The 16,477-nt window shown below is 45.7% G+C and carries 14 protein-coding genes; 13 read left to right on the forward strand and 1 reads right to left on the reverse strand.

Features of this window, described 5'->3' with window-relative positions; all coding sequences use genetic code 11:
- Nucleotides 1–53 precede the first annotated feature (53 nt).
- A complete protein-coding gene (gene melR / locus ABMY42_RS06785; protein WP_017189301.1) occupies nt 54–1,064 on the reverse strand; it encodes a transcriptional regulator MelR in 1,011 nt (336 codons plus the stop codon).
- 328 nt (nt 1,065–1,392) lie between these two features.
- Between melR and ABMY42_RS06790 the strand changes: the two genes are divergently transcribed.
- The 13 genes from ABMY42_RS06790 (at nt 1,393) to fliE (ending at nt 16,475) form a co-directional block, all read left to right on the forward strand.
- On the forward strand, nt 1,393–2,745 hold the full coding sequence (locus ABMY42_RS06790) for an alpha-glucosidase/alpha-galactosidase (protein WP_281187714.1): 1,353 nt from the start codon (nt 1,393–1,395) through the stop codon (nt 2,743–2,745).
- 88 nt (nt 2,746–2,833) lie between these two features.
- A complete protein-coding gene (melB, locus tag ABMY42_RS06795) occupies nt 2,834–4,261 on the forward strand; it encodes a melibiose:sodium transporter MelB (protein WP_050935929.1) in 1,428 nt (475 codons plus the stop codon).
- 153 nt (nt 4,262–4,414) lie between these two features.
- Entirely contained in the window at nt 4,415–5,548 is a 1,134-nt protein-coding gene (locus ABMY42_RS06800) for a flagellin (RefSeq protein WP_199479491.1), read from the forward strand.
- 263 nt (nt 5,549–5,811) lie between these two features.
- On the forward strand, nt 5,812–6,945 hold the full coding sequence (locus ABMY42_RS06805; protein WP_005447265.1) for a flagellin: 1,134 nt from the start codon (nt 5,812–5,814) through the stop codon (nt 6,943–6,945).
- Between the two features lie 298 nt (nt 6,946–7,243).
- On the forward strand, nt 7,244–8,374 hold the full coding sequence (locus ABMY42_RS06810) for a flagellin (protein ID WP_005448343.1): 1,131 nt from the start codon (nt 7,244–7,246) through the stop codon (nt 8,372–8,374).
- Nucleotides 8,375–8,453: 79 nt separating this feature from the next.
- Nucleotides 8,454–8,882 carry a flagellar protein FlaG gene (gene flaG / locus ABMY42_RS06815; RefSeq protein ID WP_005448345.1) on the forward strand — a complete coding sequence of 143 codons (429 nt, stop codon included), beginning with the start codon at nt 8,454–8,456 and terminating at the stop codon, nt 8,880–8,882.
- A gap of 20 nt (nt 8,883–8,902) precedes the next feature.
- Nucleotides 8,903–10,915, forward strand: coding sequence for a flagellar filament capping protein FliD (gene fliD, locus ABMY42_RS06820; RefSeq protein WP_349266152.1), 2,013 nt, complete (start codon nt 8,903–8,905; stop codon nt 10,913–10,915).
- Nucleotides 10,916–11,221 (forward strand): flagellar protein FliT, encoded by a 306-nt coding sequence (locus ABMY42_RS06825; protein WP_005448349.1) that lies wholly within the window; start codon nt 10,916–10,918, stop codon nt 11,219–11,221.
- Nucleotides 11,222–11,233: 12 nt separating this feature from the next.
- Nucleotides 11,234–11,644: a flagellar export chaperone FliS gene (gene fliS, locus ABMY42_RS06830; protein WP_005438665.1), complete on the forward strand. Its 411-nt coding sequence runs from the start codon at nt 11,234–11,236 to the stop codon at nt 11,642–11,644.
- A gap of 286 nt (nt 11,645–11,930) precedes the next feature.
- Entirely contained in the window at nt 11,931–13,397 is a 1,467-nt protein-coding gene (locus tag ABMY42_RS06835; protein WP_005448351.1) for a sigma-54 dependent transcriptional regulator, read from the forward strand.
- Nucleotides 13,398–13,590: 193 nt separating this feature from the next.
- A complete protein-coding gene (locus ABMY42_RS06840; RefSeq protein WP_005448353.1) occupies nt 13,591–14,628 on the forward strand; it encodes an ATP-binding protein in 1,038 nt (345 codons plus the stop codon).
- Nucleotides 14,628–16,037, forward strand: coding sequence for a sigma-54 dependent transcriptional regulator (locus tag ABMY42_RS06845; RefSeq protein ID WP_005448355.1), 1,410 nt, complete (start codon nt 14,628–14,630; stop codon nt 16,035–16,037). Before ABMY42_RS06840 ends, ABMY42_RS06845 begins: the two co-directional genes overlap by 1 nt.
- A gap of 126 nt (nt 16,038–16,163) precedes the next feature.
- Nucleotides 16,164–16,475 carry a flagellar hook-basal body complex protein FliE gene (gene fliE / locus ABMY42_RS06850; protein WP_005448364.1) on the forward strand — a complete coding sequence of 104 codons (312 nt, stop codon included), beginning with the start codon at nt 16,164–16,166 and terminating at the stop codon, nt 16,473–16,475.
- Nucleotides 16,476–16,477: the final 2 nt, after the last annotated feature.

The raw sequence follows: 16,477 nt of genomic DNA on the forward strand, positions 1-16,477 counted from the left end.
AAAAGGCAGAGTGATCTGCCTTTTTTGTTTCCCCTCATTCTTGCCTGATAAGACTAACGGACCGTCAGTGGTCTTTTGCCATCAATAGCGCCTTTCTCTAGTTCGTAAAGTGGGCTAGTACTGTGACTGCTCCAGCGATGATCTTCGCGTGACTTCTTGCGATATTGCGTTGGCGTTACACCAATATAATTCTGAAAAGTCTCATAAAATCGGCTGCTAGAATTAAAACCTACCGTTAAAGCAATATCTAAAATTGTCCGGTCAGTATCACTCAACAGTGCTCTGGCGTGGTTAATCCGCATTGCCGTGATATATTGCTTGATGGTCATCTGCATGGTTCGTTGGAACACGTTCATCGCGTAGTTAGTGTGCAGCCCAATGTGCTCTGCTATGTCTTTTATCGTGACCGGCTGGTTATGATGGGTGGCAATGTATTCCAGCATTTGACTGACGTAAAACTGCGAGTGTTTGGAGACGCCTTTCTTGGTCGATTTTTCTTGTCGATTGATACTCAGTTGTTGCCAGCCATCTAAACACATTCTTTTTAACATCAAGCCAATTTCATCAATCGCTAATTGCTGGCGACTTTCCGAAGAGTGGTTTATTTCTTCTGCCCAGCGTGCTAACTCAAACTCACTGACTAATGAACTGGCGTTTGATTGCAGCACACAACCATGGGTGATCTGATTGACGAAGTCTCGATTTAGCGTCCAAGACATAAAGTGGTGAATCGGAATATTGATGATCCCCATATTATGACTTTTGCCCGGATTGGTGAGCCTATGAGGAACTGACGCCCAAAACAATCCTATCGAGCCTGCTTTCACCACGACTGGACTGCCATTAATGATGTACTCGACATCATCACCAAAAGGAATGTTGACCTCTACTTGTCCGTGCCAGTGATAACCCGGCATAGAGTGGGGCGGTCTAAGCTCGATATCGATTTTTTCATAGGATGAGTACAGCGAAAGTGGGCTTACAGAAACCGTTTCGGAAGAATACTTATCTTGAATCACCACTTTCAATGTATCTAACTCTGCCTTGGACTCTACCTTCGCCATCGCCCACCTCTTAGGAAACTGTATAAGTTATTTGTACTAAATCTGTTGAAACAAAACTCAGAACAGCTTCAAAAACACCGATTACTCTGTTTTGTAAGATTTTGGTTATGTGACTTAAATCGCCGTAATAACTAGCCTCAGCGTATCTTCCCACCTTCTTTATCCGTGATTTATACAAAAATATCCCATTTCCTAAGATTTTTTATTGGTTGATTTTAAATATTAGGAAACGGGAGAGTGATTGGTTTATCTGAGACGAATTCGGTCTTGCGGCAGGTGTAACTTAAATGCATCGAAACAAAAGTATGAAAGCAAAAAGGATTCAACTATGAAAAGCCCTAAAATCACATTCATCGGTGCGGGTTCTACGATTTTTGTGAAGAACATTCTTGGCGATGTGTTCCATAAGCCGGTCTTCAAAGGGGCGCAAATTGCCTTGATGGATATTGATGAAATCCGCTTGGAGGAATCACACCTAGTAGTAAGCAAGTTGATGGAATCATCCGGTGCGACGGGGACTATCACTTGCCACTTAAACCAAAAAGAAGCATTGCAAGGCGCAGACTTTGTCGTTATCGCATTCCAAATCGGTGGGTATGAGCCATGCACTGTAATGGACTTTGAGGTTTGTAAGCGTCACGGTTTGGAGCAAACCATCGCCGACACATTAGGTCCAGGCGGCATCATGCGCTCACTGCGCACTATTCCTCACCTTTGGAGCGTGTGTGAAGACATGACTGAAGTGTGTCCAAATGCCACCATGCTCAACTACGTTAACCCAATGGCTATGAACACATGGGCGATGTATGAGAAATACCCTCACATCAAACAAGTGGGCTTGTGCCATTCCGTGCAAGGGACGGCGGAGGAGCTGGCTCGCGACCTTGATATCGAATATTCAGATCTTCGTTACACCTGTGCAGGCATCAACCATATGGCTTACTACCTGACACTCGAAAAGAAAAACGAGCAGGGGGAATATGTCGACATTTATCCTGATTTGCTTGAGGCATTTGAATCAGGTAAAGCGCCGAAGCCGGGTTTGCATCACAACGGTCGCTGCACCAACCTAGTCCGATACGAGATGTTTAAGAAGTTGGGCTACTTTGTGACGGAATCATCAGAACATTTTTCTGAATACACCCCATATTTCATCAAACCAAATCGCCCAGATCTGATTGAACGTTATAAAGTGCCACTTGATGAATATCCTAAACGTTGTATAGAACAAATTGCTGATTGGAAAAAAGACCTCGAAGACTTCAAAAACGCGGATCAAATCACCGTCAAAGAGTCGCATGAATACGCGAGCACCATCATGAACTCGATTTGGACAGGCACGCCAAGTGTTATCTACGGCAACGTGAAGAATGAAGCGTTAATTGACAACTTGCCACAAGGTTGTTGTGTGGAAGTGGCTTGTCTGGTGGACGCAAACGGCATTCAACCTATCAAAGCTGGTCGATTACCAAATCACTTAGCGGCATTAATGCAGACCAACATCAATGTTCAGACTTTGCTGACGGAAGCCATCCTCACTGAGAACCGAGATCGTATCTATCATGCTGCCATGCTTGATCCTCATACCGCGGCAGTGCTTGGACTCGAAGAGATTTATGCCCTTGTTGATGACTTGATTGAAGCACACGAAGGTTGGTTGCCAGCGTGGGTGCATCAGTAAATCCTGAATCACAAAACCAATATCAATAAAAACGACAATAACGTGAATATACTGCGCCTTCTCGATGAGGGGGCGTAAGGAGTAACAAATGAGTATCTCTATGAATACCAAGCTAAGCTACGGCTTTGGCGCATTTGGTAAAGACTTCGCTATCACCATCGTTTACATGTACTTGATGTTCTACTACACCGATGTTGTTGGTATTTCGGCTGCCGTGGTGGGAACCATCTTCTTAATTGCGCGTATTTGGGATGCAGTGAATGACCCAATTATGGGTTGGATCGTGAACAATACCCGCACACGTTGGGGTAAATTTAAACCTTGGATTTTAATTGGCACCATCACCAACTCAGTGGTGTTGCTCATGCTGTTTAGCGCGCATCACATCGAAGGACCATGGCTTATTGCTTATGCAGCAGTGACTTACATTTTATGGGGCATGACCTACACCTTAATGGATATTCCTTTCTGGTCACTGGTTCCAACACTCACTCTGGACAAACGTGAGCGTGAAGAGCTTGTGCCATACCCTCGATTCTTTGCTAGTCTCGCATGGATTGTTACCGCCGCTATCGCAATGCCGTTCGTCAATTATGTCGGTGGCGACGACAAAGGATTTGGCTTCCAAGTGTTTGCGATTTTGCTTGTCGGTTGTTTCCTTGTCTCAACGTATATCACGTTACGTAACGTGAAAGAGCGTTACTCAACTAGCAACCTTGACGTGACGAAACCTGAAGAAAAAGTCTCACTGAAGAAGCTCCTCTCGCTTATCTACAAAAATGACCAGTTAACGAGCGTGCTTTGTATGGCACTGTCATACAACCTCGCAACCAACATCATCACAGCATTTGCGGTTTACTACTTCACGTATGTGGTCGGAAATGAGGAACTTTTCCCTTACTACATGGCTTACGCTGGTATCGCGAACCTAATTACACTGGTGTTGTTCCCTAAATTGGCGCAAATGTTTTCACGTCGAGTGTTATGGGCATGTGCGTCTAGCTTCCCAATCTTAGGCAGTGCAGTCCTTATCTACGTAGGCATGTACGACAAACAAAGCATTCTGCTGATTTCTACAGCGGGCGTGTTATTGCAAATCGGTACGGCGCTATTTTGGGTGCTGAACGTCATTATGGTGGCGGATACAGTGGATTACGGTGAGTACAAGCTAGGTTCACGCTGCGAGAGTATTGCTTACTCAGTACAAACGCTGGTGGTTAAAGCAGGTTCAGCTTTTGCGGCTTTCTTCATTGGTATCGCACTGACCGCAGTGGATTATGTACCGAACATGGAACAAAGCCCTGAAACCGTCTTTGGCATGCAATGCATCATGGTTGGGCTGCCAGCGTTCTTCTTCGCTATCGCTTTGGTTGTGTACTTCCGCTTCTACAAACTCAACGGTGCTTACCACCAAAAAATTCAGGACCATCTGACCGAGAAATACGACCATATTACGACGCAAGAGACGTCAAAAGACCTTACGCGTAAATCTGCCAAGCCGGCAGAAGCACTCTAATCCTACACAGTCAGCGTAAGCTTATTGTTTACGCTGACCTATCAGCATAACGCTCCGCATTTTTATTTCTCCATCTCTTTTCTCAAAAAACACTAAACCTTTATTTAATTTGGTCGATAAGTATTCAAAGCCTTAATTTTAGGACCAATATTTGTGGCGATCACCGTTAATACCAATGTGGCAGCACTTGTCGCACAGCGTCATTTGACCAGTGCAACTGACATGCTGAACCAATCCATGGAGCGTTTGTCTTCAGGGAAGCGTATTAACAGTGCAAAGGATGACGCTGCGGGCCTGCAAATCTCCAACCGCTTGCAATCGCAAATGCGTGGTTTGGATGTTGCCGTGCGTAACGCGAACGACGGCATTTCCATCATGCAAACAGCGGAAGGCGCGATGAATGAAGTGACCAATATCATGCAGCGCATGCGTGATTTGTCGCTCCAATCTGCTAACGGTTCAAATAGCAAAGCAGAACGTACAGCACTGCAGGAAGAAGTTTCTGCACTTAACGATGAGCTAAACCGCATTGCAGAAACTACCTCTTTTGGTGGGCGAAAACTGTTGAATGGCAGCTTTGGTAAATCAGCATTTCAAATTGGTGCAGCGTCAGGTGAGGCGGTACAAGTAGAATTAAAGTCGATGCGCAGTGATGGCATTGAGATGGGCGGTTTTAGTTATATTGCAAACGGACGCGCAAGTTCTGATTGGCAAGTAAAAGATGGTGCAAATGAACTTAGCATGTCATTTAATAATCGTTTTGGTGAAACGGAAACCATCCAAATTAATGCTAAAGCTGGTGATGATATCGAGGAGCTTGCGACTTATATCAATGGTCAGACGGACAAAGTTACGGCATCTGTGAATGAAGAAGGTCAGCTACAGCTATTTATGGCTGGAGAAGAAACTTCAGGCACTTTATCGTTTTCAGGTGATTTAGCGAGTGAACTGGGGTTACAGCTAAAAGGTTACGATGCGGTTGATAACATCGACATTACGTCTGTCGGTGGTGCGCAACAAGCCGTGGCCGTCCTAGATACTGCGATGAAGTACGTTGATAGCCATCGTGCTGAGTTAGGTGCGTATCAAAATCGCTTTAATCATGCGATCAATAATCTGGATAATATCCACGAAAACCTAGCAGCATCGAACAGTCGCATTCAAGATACTGACTACGCCAAAGAAACCACGCAAATGGTGAAGCAACAAATTCTGCAGCAGGTAAGCACCTCTATTCTTGCACAAGCAAAACAAGCCCCAAACCTTGCTTTAACCTTACTTGGCTAAGGCATTCTACTTCGTAATTTCAAGACAAAATCAGCCTGTATCGACAGCGAGAAAAGAAGCTTTAGCGATAATTTGAAGTTTTTTTGCTTTTTTATCTGCTTCGTCACGATTACCCCTCCAAATGAAATTTTTTAAAAAATATCTAAATTTTTTCCTAAAGAAATCAGGGTATGCGCCGTTAATAAAAGTAACTTTGAGAGAACTACTTGGTTTTCCGAGACGTCGGAAACCGCTACATCGGAAAATCAATTGGAGAAATCACCATGGCAGTGAATGTAAACACTAACGTATCAGCGATGACCGCTCAGCGTTACCTAAACAACGCAAACTCAGCACAACAAACTTCAATGGAACGTTTGTCTTCAGGTTTCAAAATCAACAGCGCGAAAGATGACGCTGCGGGTCTTCAAATCTCGAACCGCTTGAACGTACAAAGCCGTGGCTTGGATGTGGCTGTTCGTAACGCGAACGACGGTATCTCGATTGCACAAACAGCAGAAGGTGCAATGAACGAGACAACCAACATCCTACAACGTATGCGTGATCTATCTCTTCAATCAGCGAACGGCTCTAACTCAAAATCTGAGCGTGTTGCGATTCAAGAAGAAGTAACGGCACTAAACGACGAACTAAACCGTATCGCTGAAACAACATCATTCGGTGGTAACCGTCTACTTAACGGTACTTACGGTACTCAGTCTTTCCAAATCGGTGCAGATAACGGTGAAGCCGTGATGCTAAACCTAAAAGACATGCGCTCTGACAACCAAATGATGGGCGGCGTGAGCTACCAAGCTGAAAAAGGCAAAGATAAAGACTGGGGTGTGGAAGCGGGCAAAAACGACCTGAAAATCAGTCTGACAGACAGCTTCGGTAAAGAGCAAGAAATCAACATCAGCGCAAAAGCGGGTGACGATATCGAAGAGCTTGCGACTTACATCAACGGTCAAACAGACCTAGTGAAAGCGTCAGTAGACCAAGACGGTAAACTGCAAGTTTTCGCTGGTAACAACAAAGTTGAAGGCGAAGTAGAGTTTTCTGGCGGTCTTTCTGGTGAGTTAGGTCTAAGCGATGGTAAGAAAGTAACGGTTGATACCATCGATGTAACATCAGTAGGTGGCGCACAAGAATCTGTCGCTATCATTGATGCGGCGTTGAAATACGTAGATAGCCACCGTGCAGAGCTAGGTGCTTTCCAAAACCGTTTCAACCACGCAATCAGCAACTTGGACAACATCAACGAGAACGTGAACGCGTCGAAGAGCCGTATTAAAGATACCGACTTCGCGAAAGAAACGACTCAAATGACTAAGTCACAAATTCTATCGCAAGCGTCAAGCTCAATCCTTGCGCAAGCGAAACAAGCGCCTAACTCAGCGCTAAGCCTACTAGGTTAATTTTTAACCTAAAGGCAAGAACCTCATTGGCTCGTGGTGAGAGATGAGCGAGTAAACCCAGCTTCGGCTGGGTTTTTTTCTGCCTGTTTTGGATTAATAACCCAGCAGCTAGCCAACCCATTGAATATTAGAGATTCATCACATTTCAGTAAGCTAAAGAAAATAATCGCAAAAAATTGAAAATTTCTCCTAAAGGATATTTATAGGTCGCCGTTAAAGGGACTGAGAGAAATGAGATGTACCTAAGTGAGGTGAGAGACACGACGGTGCATCAACTAAAGCCTTAAGGAGATCAATTATGGCGATTAACGTTAATACTAACGTTTCTGCGATGACCGCACAGCGTTACCTAAACCAAGCGGCTGAAGGTCAACAAAAATCAATGGAGCGTTTGTCTTCGGGTTATAAAATCAATAGCGCGAAAGATGATGCTGCAGGTCTACAGATTTCTAACCGTTTGAACGCACAGAGCCGTGGTCTAGACATGGCTGTGAAAAACGCGAACGACGGTATTTCTATTGCACAGGTTGCTGAAGGTGCAATGAATGAATCTACCAACATCCTACAACGTATGCGTGACCTATCGCTTCAATCTGCGAACGGTTCGAACTCAAAATCAGAACGTGTAGCGATCCAAGAAGAAGTAACAGCGCTTAACGACGAGCTAAACCGTATCGCTGAAACAACCTCTTTCGGTGGTAACAAGCTTCTAAACGGTACTTACGGTACTCAATCTTTCCAAATCGGTGCGGACTCTGGTGAAGCAGTAATGCTTTCTATGGGTAACCTACGTTCTGATACTTCTGCAATGGGTGGTAAGAGCTACGCAGCAGAAGACGGTAAAGATGCGTCATGGACAGTGAGCGATAAAACTGAACTTAAAATGACGTACACCAACAAGCAAGGCGAAGAGCAAGAGCTTACTGTCCAAGCAAAACAAGGCGACGATATTGAGCAGCTAGCGACTTACATCAACGGTCAAAGCGAAGATGTAAAAGCGTCTGTTGGTGAAGATGGCAAACTACAAGTATTTGCTTCTTCTCAAAAAGTAACGGGTGACGTTGAGTTCTCTGGTAACCTAGCGGGTGAGATCGGCTTCGGTGACGCAAAAGACGTAACGGTTAAAGACATCGACGTAACAAGCGTTGCAGGCTCTCAAGAAGCGGTAGCTATCATTGATGGCGCACTAAAATCAGTAGACAGCCAACGTGCGTCTCTTGGTGCATTCCAAAACCGTTTCAACCACGCTATCAGCAACCTAGACAACATTAACGAGAACGTTAATGCGTCTAACAGCCGTATTAAAGATACTGACTACGCGAAGGAAACAACGGCAATGACTAAGTCGCAAATCCTTCAACAAGCAAGTACTTCAATCTTGGCTCAAGCGAAGCAGTCACCATCTGCAGCGCTAAGCTTGTTGGGCTAATCGGGTCGACTCAGCCTAGTGATTACGTCACCAAAGCGATAGACCTATCGTTAGCCCATAAGGTGGAAGGGAGATTGTAATGGAAATATCCTCCTACACATCGAACATCCAGCCTTACGGCACACCGAGTGGCACAAAAGTTGCTAAAGAAAATGGCGTAGGCGCGCCTAGCACAGCAAGTTCAAACGGTACCGCTTCGCCTGTAAAAGCGAACGATGCCGAACGCGATCTCTCTGTTCAAGCTGCACTTGAAATGGCGGATACCCGCCAAGAGCTGAACAGAGAAGAACGCGAAAAAATGGTTAAGCAAATGAATGAATTTGTCGACGCCATGAATAAGGGAGTGGCGTTTCGTGTTGATGAAGAATCGGGTCGAGACGTCGTGACGATATACGAAGCCACAACCGGTGATGTTATTCGTCAAATTCCTGATGAAGAAATGCTAGTGGTTTTGCGTCGCCTAGCTGAACACACAGCTAACAGCGGTTTGTTAGTTGAAAAGGTGTAAGTCGTTTTTGAGGTGATTTGATGAGTTTAGGCCCTTTGGGGATGTCTGGCGGCATGGATATCAATTCCATGGTCAGCAAAATTGTGGATGCCGAGCGTGTGCCAAAGCAGCAACGCATCGACAACGAGCGTGCGACAATTGACGCCAGCATCAGTGCCTACGGGCGACTCAGAGAATCGTTGGATACGATGAAGAATCTCATGACGAACTTTCGTCAGGAGAAGGCTTTTGCTGTTCGTACGGTAGATACTACCGACGATGCAGTGGTATCTGCGACCGCAACAACAGACGCTATAGCCGGTAAGTATGCTATCGATGTGTTGCAGCTTGCACAGAGTCATAAAGTGGCTTCTGACGTTTTGCCAGAAGATGCTAAGTTTGGACCTGGTAAGCTGCAGATTTCTCTTGGTGATGACACCTTCGACGTTAATGTCCGTTCTAGTTCTAAGCTAGTTGATGTCGTTCGTGGAATTAACGGCGCTAAGGATAACCCTGGCGTACGTGCTTCCGTTATTAACGACGTAGAAGGGCCGCGTTTGATCCTTGCTTCGAATCTATCGGGCAAGGACCATCAAATTAAAGTCAGTGTGGATGCCGATGCAGGTAACCCGCTGAAACATTTCGAATACAAAACTCTAGAAGACCGAGTGAACGCGCTTGAAGAAGCTCGTGAAGCGGCTGAAGCCGTACTTGGACCTCTAAAAGAACCAGAATCAACAACCGATGCAGACCAACCAGAACAGGTGGATGCAGACGGCAATCCTATACCTCCTGAAGAACAAAAAGCGGTAGAAAGTGCGCAAGATGGCGCATCCGATGAACCGATCTCTGCATCCGGCGCTGCTGCGGCGAAAGCTGGACAAGAAGCGATTGATGCCGCTAACAAGCGTGCAAGTATGCGCCCACAAGACAGCATTCCCGGTTGGACTGAAACGGCTTCAGGAACACTTCTCGATTCTTACCGTCCACCGGAACTCGAACTGGATGAGAAAGCGATTGAGAAAGCGCCAGATGTTCCTGGGTGGGATAACACCGCCTCAGGCACACTCACCGATTCATACGTAACAACGAAAGAAGCGAAACAACAGCTCGAACAAGAAAAAGCGGAAATCGAACAAAAGATTGCGGATGAAAAACAAGAGCTTGACCAAAAGGTTGAACGAGGTGAGCTAACTGAAGCGCAAGCAAAACAAATTCATCGAGCCAAGCTTGAGCCAGAGGAGCGCGAACGTCTTGAAAAAATAGACGTAGCAGAAGCCAAAATCGCAGAAGCAGAGAAGTCTTTTGAAGCGTACTCGGGCATGATGGAAGTACAAGCTGGGCAAGACTCGCAAGTGATGCTTGATGGCGTTGCACAGCTATCTAGTCACAACAACGTGATTGAAGATGCTATTGAAGGTGTCAACTTGACCCTTAAAGGCAAGTCCGAAGTAGGTAAACCTCCTGCTGAAATCGGCGTAGAATACGACCGCGGCAGCGTGCGTAATGACATTGAAAACTTTGTCTCTGCTTACAACTCGTTCTACCAAACATCGAAAGCACTATCGAGTGTTGACCCTACCACTGGTCAGAAAGGACCGCTTGCGGGCGACAGTACAGTGCGTAATGCCGATGCGAGGCTGAAAGCGGTATTCTCAACGGCGATTGACAAAGCACCAGAAGATTTAAAATCCCTGACCGAGTTCGGTATCACGACCACACGCCAGGGCACATTAGAGATTAACTACGACATGCTGGATCGCCAGTTGAACAGCAACTTTAACGAGTTGGAAAAGTTCTTTGGTGGTAATACCGGTTTTGCCAAACGCGTGGAAGACGCGATTCAGGGCATTACAGGGTTTACTGGCAGTATTCGTACTCGTGAAAAAAGCTTAACTGAGCAGAACTATCGTTTAGGTGATGACCAAGCGGCATTAGATCGCCGTATGGATAGCCTTGAAAAACGCACCCACGCTAAGTTTGCCGCTATGCAAGATGCCACGGGTAAGATGCAAGGGCAGTTGGGCGCATTGATGAACGCGTTGGGTCAATAGATGCGAAGTGAACTCATTGAAATTAGTGATATTGATCAACTAATTGCGCAAGAACTAGAAAAAGTCGACTTTAATGCTGAAGAAATTCTTCGCTTGGTCGATATCAGGGAACGGTTATTGCAAAACCTGCTACCCATTGTCGAGAGCAATCCGTTGGTGAAGCAGGAAGCAGAGTGGCAAGACTTGCTCACTCGTACCAAAAGAATTGTTGAGCTGATGCAAAACGAAACCACGAACGTTGGTAAAGAGCTACATAAGTTCCGTTATGGTAAGCGTTCGCTTCAGCAGTACAAAAAATTTATATAAAAGAGGAATACTATGCGCGGTTCTTTGCAAGCATACAAAAAGGTATCAGTCGACAGCCAGCTGAGTGCGGCGTCTCCGCACAAAGTCATTCAAATGCTAATGGCAGGTGCGATTGAGCGTCTGATCCAAGGTAAAGCAGCAATGCAAGCAGGCAACATTCCAGCAAAAGGCGAGCGTCTAGGTAAAGCGTTAGACATCATAATTGCGCTACGCAGCTGCCTTTCAATGGACGATGGTGGTGACATTGCTTCAAACTTAGATTCACTTTACGAGTTTATGATCACTCAGATTTCTGCCGCGAACCACCAAAACGATCCTCAACCGATCGACGACGTTATCGACATCATCCGTGAGATCAAATCAGCGTGGGACCAGATCCCAACTGAGTTCCACAACCTAACTGCTGCAGAAGTAGGCATTTAATAAAGAAAACAATACCTTACTGATTTGGTAGGGTATTGTGTCTGATTGCACATCAAGTCGTTCAGCAAAGTTACAATCAAGCTCACACCTCTTTATTGCTTGGTTGCCTTATTTTTTTATTCAAATAAAATAGAAGTCATTAGTGGCCCTAATGGCTTTTTTTTGTTGCTGATTTTCCTATTTTGTCTATCGTTAATTGAGAGTGGTCCCACCTTTTCTGACACTCAATTGCGCAAATCAAGGTCTGGCCGCAACAACCCCATAATAAAGGCAATCATTCTTACTTATGCAAGGTTTGGCAAAGCTGCTTGTAATCGATGACGACGCACCAAGTCGTTTAAATATAAGCAATATATTGGAATTTGTTGGAGAAAGTTGCGAAGCTGTCAGTTCTGATCAGCTAGGCGATGTAGACTGGTCTAGTGTTTGGTCAGGTTGTATTGTGGCTAACATCTCTGCCGGTCAGGCTGCGACAGCAGTAATGACACAACTCAACGAAGCGTACCATATCCCTCTTCTCGTCATGGGCTCTTTCCCATTGCCTGTTGATGACTTGCCAAATTTTGTCGGTGAATTAGAGCAACCTCTAAACTATCCGCAACTTAGCGAAGCGTTACGTCACTGCAAAGACTTTCTTGGTCGCAAAGGTGTGAACGTTGTTGCAAGTGCTCGCAAAAACACTCTTTTCCGCAGTCTCGTTGGTCAAAGCCGTGGTATCCAAGAAGTTCGTCATTTGATTGAACAAGTATCAGGTACAGAGGCAAACGTCTTGATCTTGGGTGAATCAGGGACAGGTAAAGAAGTGGTGGCGCGCAATATCCACTATCATTCTGCTTACCGCAACGGTCCGTTTGTGCCAATTAACTGTGGTGCGATCCCACCAGAGCTTTTAGAAAGTGAGCTATTTGGTCATGAAAAAGGTGCATTTACCGGAGCTTTAACGGCACGTAAAGGTCGTTTTGAATTAGCAGAAGGTGGCACGATCTTCCTTGATGAGATTGGTGATATGCCAATGTCTATGCAAGTGAAGCTGTTGCGCGTATTGCAAGAGCGCTGCTTTGAGCGTGTTGGTGGCAATACGACGATCAAAGTCAACGTTCGTGTTGTAGCTGCAACTCACCGTGATCTCGAAACCATGATCGACGATGGCACGTTCCGTGAAGACCTCTTTTACCGCTTGAATGTATTCCCAATTGAAATGCCTGCGCTAAAAGCGCGTAAGCAAGACATTCCTTTGCTGCTGCAAGAGCTAATGACGCGTCTTGAAGCGGAAGGCGGACAACCAATTTGCTTCACTCCTCGTGCTATCAACTCGCTGATGGAACACAACTGGCCAGGTAACGTACGTGAACTTGCTAACCTTGTTGAGCGTATGGTGATCCTATACCCGAATAGCTTGGTCGACGTGAATCATCTTCCGACTAAATACCGCTACAGTGATATTCCTGAGTTCCAACCTGAAGGGAACCCATTCACAACAGTGGAAGAGCAAGAGCGTGATGTATTCCAAGATATCTTCTCTGAAAACTTCAGCTTTGAAGAGCAGAGCGATCTTGACCACAACATGAATGCACCTCAAGCACTGCCACCGGAAGGAGTCAACTTGAAAGAGTTGTTAGCCGATATGGAGGTCAACATGATCAGCCAAGCGTTAGAAGCGCAAGGCGGTGTAGTGGCGCGAGCGGCAGATATGCTCGGTATGCGTCGTACGACATTGGTTGAGAAAATGCGTAAATACAACCTACAGCGCTAGGTTTATCTGATAGCCAAAGTTCACACTTTCAACGGTGATTGGTTATCTTTTCTGATAACGAAAGCACCATTTTCCTAGTGTCAACTTCTTGTCGTTCGCATAACGCTATGATAAATATAGAAAATAGCTTGGTACGCTAATTGCTTACCAAGCTATTTTAGTTTGTAAGTGGCGACAATTCGACAGGCAGTGAATGGACAACAACACTAACCAATCCCATTTAGACTCAGTAGAGAATCAGGTAGAGCGTTATAAACAGGTTCTGGACGTAATGCCGGCTGGCGTGATCTTGTTAGACACGCACGGAGTGGTCCGTGAAGCCAACCCGGAAGCGCATCGAATTCTTGAGATTCCATTAGTCAACGAGAAATGGTTCAACATCATCCAAGCGGTTTTTGATCCGCGTGAAGATGATGGTCATGAAATTTCACTGCGCAATGGTCGCAAAGTGCGTTTGGCCATCTCTGCCTCGGCGACGGGTCAGCTTATCCTGATCACTGACCTAACAGAAACCCGCTTACTGCAATCTCGCGTGAGTGACTTACAACGTTTGTCATCACTCGGTCGTATGGTGGCGTCGCTCGCTCATCAAGTTAGAACGCCTTTATCAAGTGCGATGTTATATGCATCAAATTTAGGTGCGCCGAATCTCCCTCCTGCGACAAGAGAGCGATTTCAGAGCAAATTAATGGATCGACTGCACGATTTGGAGAAGCAGGTTAATGATATGCTGCTTTTTGCCAAAGGTGGTGATAATAAAGTCATTAAGCCATTTAACATTGCTCAGCTGGTGGCTGAATATCAGCCCATGGTGGAAACCGCACTGAAAAACAACAGCATCGATTACTTCCTAGAAGTTGAGGAAGAGCAGACTGAGCTATTAGGTAACGCGAATGCCATTGCTTCAGCATTGAGTAACTTAGTGATGAACGCGATTCAGATGTCAGGCAAAGAATCGCAAATTGATGTCTTTTTCCGCCCGGTAAACGGTGAACTGCGCATTTCTGTGCAAGACAGCGGACCGGGTATACCAAAAGAACTACAAGCCAAAATTATGGAGCCCTTCTTTACCACGCGTTCTCAAGGAACGGGGTTGGGACTTGCTGTTGTTCAAATGGTTTGCCGTGCCCATGACGGTCGATTGGAACTCATTTCAGAGCAGGGTGATGGAGCCTGCTTTACCATGTGCATTCCGCTAGAGCGAGTGCAAGCACATACTGGAGAATCATAATGGCGCAAAGCAAAGTGCTGATCGTAGAAGACGATGAAGGTCTTCGTGAAGCCCTAGTGGATACTCTGGCTCTGGCTGGGTATGAGTGGTTAGAAGCCGATTGTGCAGAAGACGCTTTGGTGAAACTGAAGTCGAACGCGGTAGACATCGTAGTTTCAGATGTACAAATGGCAGGTATGGGTGGCTTAGCGCTGCTCCGTAATATCAAACAGAATTGGCCAAATATGCCCGTTCTGCTTATGACGGCTTATGCAAACATTGAAGACGCCGTGTCGGCAATGAAAGAAGGTGCGATTGATTACATGGCGAAGCCATTTGCACCAGAAGTCTTGCTCAACATGGTAAGTCGCTACGCGCCAATTAAAAGTGACGACAATGGTGACGCGGTAGTTGCAGATGAGAAAAGTCTGCGTCTGCTTGCTCTAGCTGACAAAGTAGCGCGCACTGATGCCAACGTTATGATCTTAGGTCCTAGCGGTTCTGGTAAAGAGGTTATGTCGCGTTACATTCACAACGCTTCAAACCGTAAAGATGGTCCATTTGTTGCCATTAACTGCGCTGCGATCCCAGATAACATGCTTGAAGCGACGCTGTTTGGCTACGAAAAAGGTGCCTTCACTGGGGCAGTTCAAGCTTGTCCAGGCAAATTCGAACAAGCACAAGGCGGTACCATCTTGCTAGATGAAATCAGCGAGATGGACTTGAGTCTGCAAGCGAAGTTACTACGTGTTTTACAAGAGCGTGAAGTGGAGCGTCTGGGCAGTCGTAAGAGTATCAAGCTTGATGTTCGCGTACTTGCAACCAGCAACCGCGATCTTAAACAGTACGTTTCAGAAGGAAACTTCCGTGAAGACTTGTACTACCGTTTGAATGTTTTCCCAATCGCATGGCCAGCACTCTGCGAACGTAAAGGTGACATCTCGCCACTTGCGCAGCATCTTGCTGAGCGCCATTGCAGCAAGATGGGTATGCCTGTGCCTAAGTTCTCTCAAGTTGCATTAGATAAGCTGCTTCAATACCCATGGCCGGGTAACGTTCGTGAGCTGGATAATGTGGTTCAACGTGCGTTGATTTTGAGTGAAAACGGTGACATAGATGCTGAACATATTTTGCTAGAAGGTGTAGATTGGCAAGATGCAAACAGTCTGCAACATGTTGTTCAGAATGCAGAAATGGTCGTACCGGATGTCAAGCCAGTCGCACAAGCAGAGCCAATCAACCGAGTAGCGTCTGGTGGCGAAGGTCTAGGCGGGGAACTCCGTGACCAAGAATACGCCATTATTTTGGAAACATTGATCGAATGTAACGGACGTCGTAAAGAAATGGCAGAAAAACTGGGTATTAGCCCACGAACTCTGCGCTACAAACTTGCTAAAATGCGTGACGCTGGTATCGATATTCCGGCTTAGTAATCACATAAATAGCCATAAGACGAAAGTGTGGGTAAACTACGGCACTATTGTCTTATGGCACAGTAATTGCTGTGTCAATAATCAGTTTTAGTTAATAGTCAAACTTTTGGCTTAGAGGTGACAATGAAAGTTGATGGTATTCAGGCAGAAATGCGCGCCATGATGGTGGAAGCGAGTAACACTGCTCCTACGGCGACAGGCGCGAAAGTTGGTGCAGATTTTGGTGATCTCCTAACAAAAGCCATCAATAACGTAAACTCACTTCAAAAAGCATCGGGTGACCTGCAAACGCGTTTTGACCGTGGTGATGCCGATGTTTCCCTTTCTGACGTTATGATTGCTCGTAACAAGTCCAGTGTTGCTTTCGATGCCACTGTTCAAATCCGCAACAAGCTCGTTGAGTCCTATAAGGATCTCATGAATATGCCAGTGTAATT

The organism is Vibrio sp. SSH13-20 (assembly GCF_040104475.1).
GTDB lineage: Bacteria > Pseudomonadota > Gammaproteobacteria > Enterobacterales > Vibrionaceae > Vibrio > Vibrio harveyi.

What these genes read in the sequence shown, in the direction of transcription:
- fliD (WP_349266152.1), top strand. Translation starts at nt 8,903, where the DNA reads ATGAGTTTAGGCCCTTTGGGGATGTCTGGCGGCATGGATATCAATTCC.
- ABMY42_RS06805 (WP_005447265.1), top strand. Translation starts at nt 5,812, where the DNA reads ATGGCAGTGAATGTAAACACTAACGTATCAGCGATGACCGCTCAGCGT.
- ABMY42_RS06810 (WP_005448343.1), top strand. Translation starts at nt 7,244, where the DNA reads ATGGCGATTAACGTTAATACTAACGTTTCTGCGATGACCGCACAGCGT.
- ABMY42_RS06790 (WP_281187714.1), top strand. Translation starts at nt 1,393, where the DNA reads ATGAAAAGCCCTAAAATCACATTCATCGGTGCGGGTTCTACGATTTTT.
- ABMY42_RS06840 (WP_005448353.1), top strand. Translation starts at nt 13,591, where the DNA reads ATGGACAACAACACTAACCAATCCCATTTAGACTCAGTAGAGAATCAG.
- fliE (WP_005448364.1), top strand. Translation starts at nt 16,164, where the DNA reads ATGAAAGTTGATGGTATTCAGGCAGAAATGCGCGCCATGATGGTGGAA.
- ABMY42_RS06845 (WP_005448355.1), top strand. Translation starts at nt 14,628, where the DNA reads ATGGCGCAAAGCAAAGTGCTGATCGTAGAAGACGATGAAGGTCTTCGT.
- flaG (WP_005448345.1), top strand. Translation starts at nt 8,454, where the DNA reads ATGGAAATATCCTCCTACACATCGAACATCCAGCCTTACGGCACACCG.
- melR (WP_017189301.1), bottom strand. Translation starts at nt 1,064, where the DNA reads ATGGCGAAGGTAGAGTCCAAGGCAGAGTTAGATACATTGAAAGTGGTG.
- ABMY42_RS06835 (WP_005448351.1), top strand. Translation starts at nt 11,931, where the DNA reads ATGCAAGGTTTGGCAAAGCTGCTTGTAATCGATGACGACGCACCAAGT.
- melB (WP_050935929.1), top strand. Translation starts at nt 2,834, where the DNA reads ATGAGTATCTCTATGAATACCAAGCTAAGCTACGGCTTTGGCGCATTT.
- ABMY42_RS06825 (WP_005448349.1), top strand. Translation starts at nt 10,916, where the DNA reads ATGCGAAGTGAACTCATTGAAATTAGTGATATTGATCAACTAATTGCG.
- fliS (WP_005438665.1), top strand. Translation starts at nt 11,234, where the DNA reads ATGCGCGGTTCTTTGCAAGCATACAAAAAGGTATCAGTCGACAGCCAG.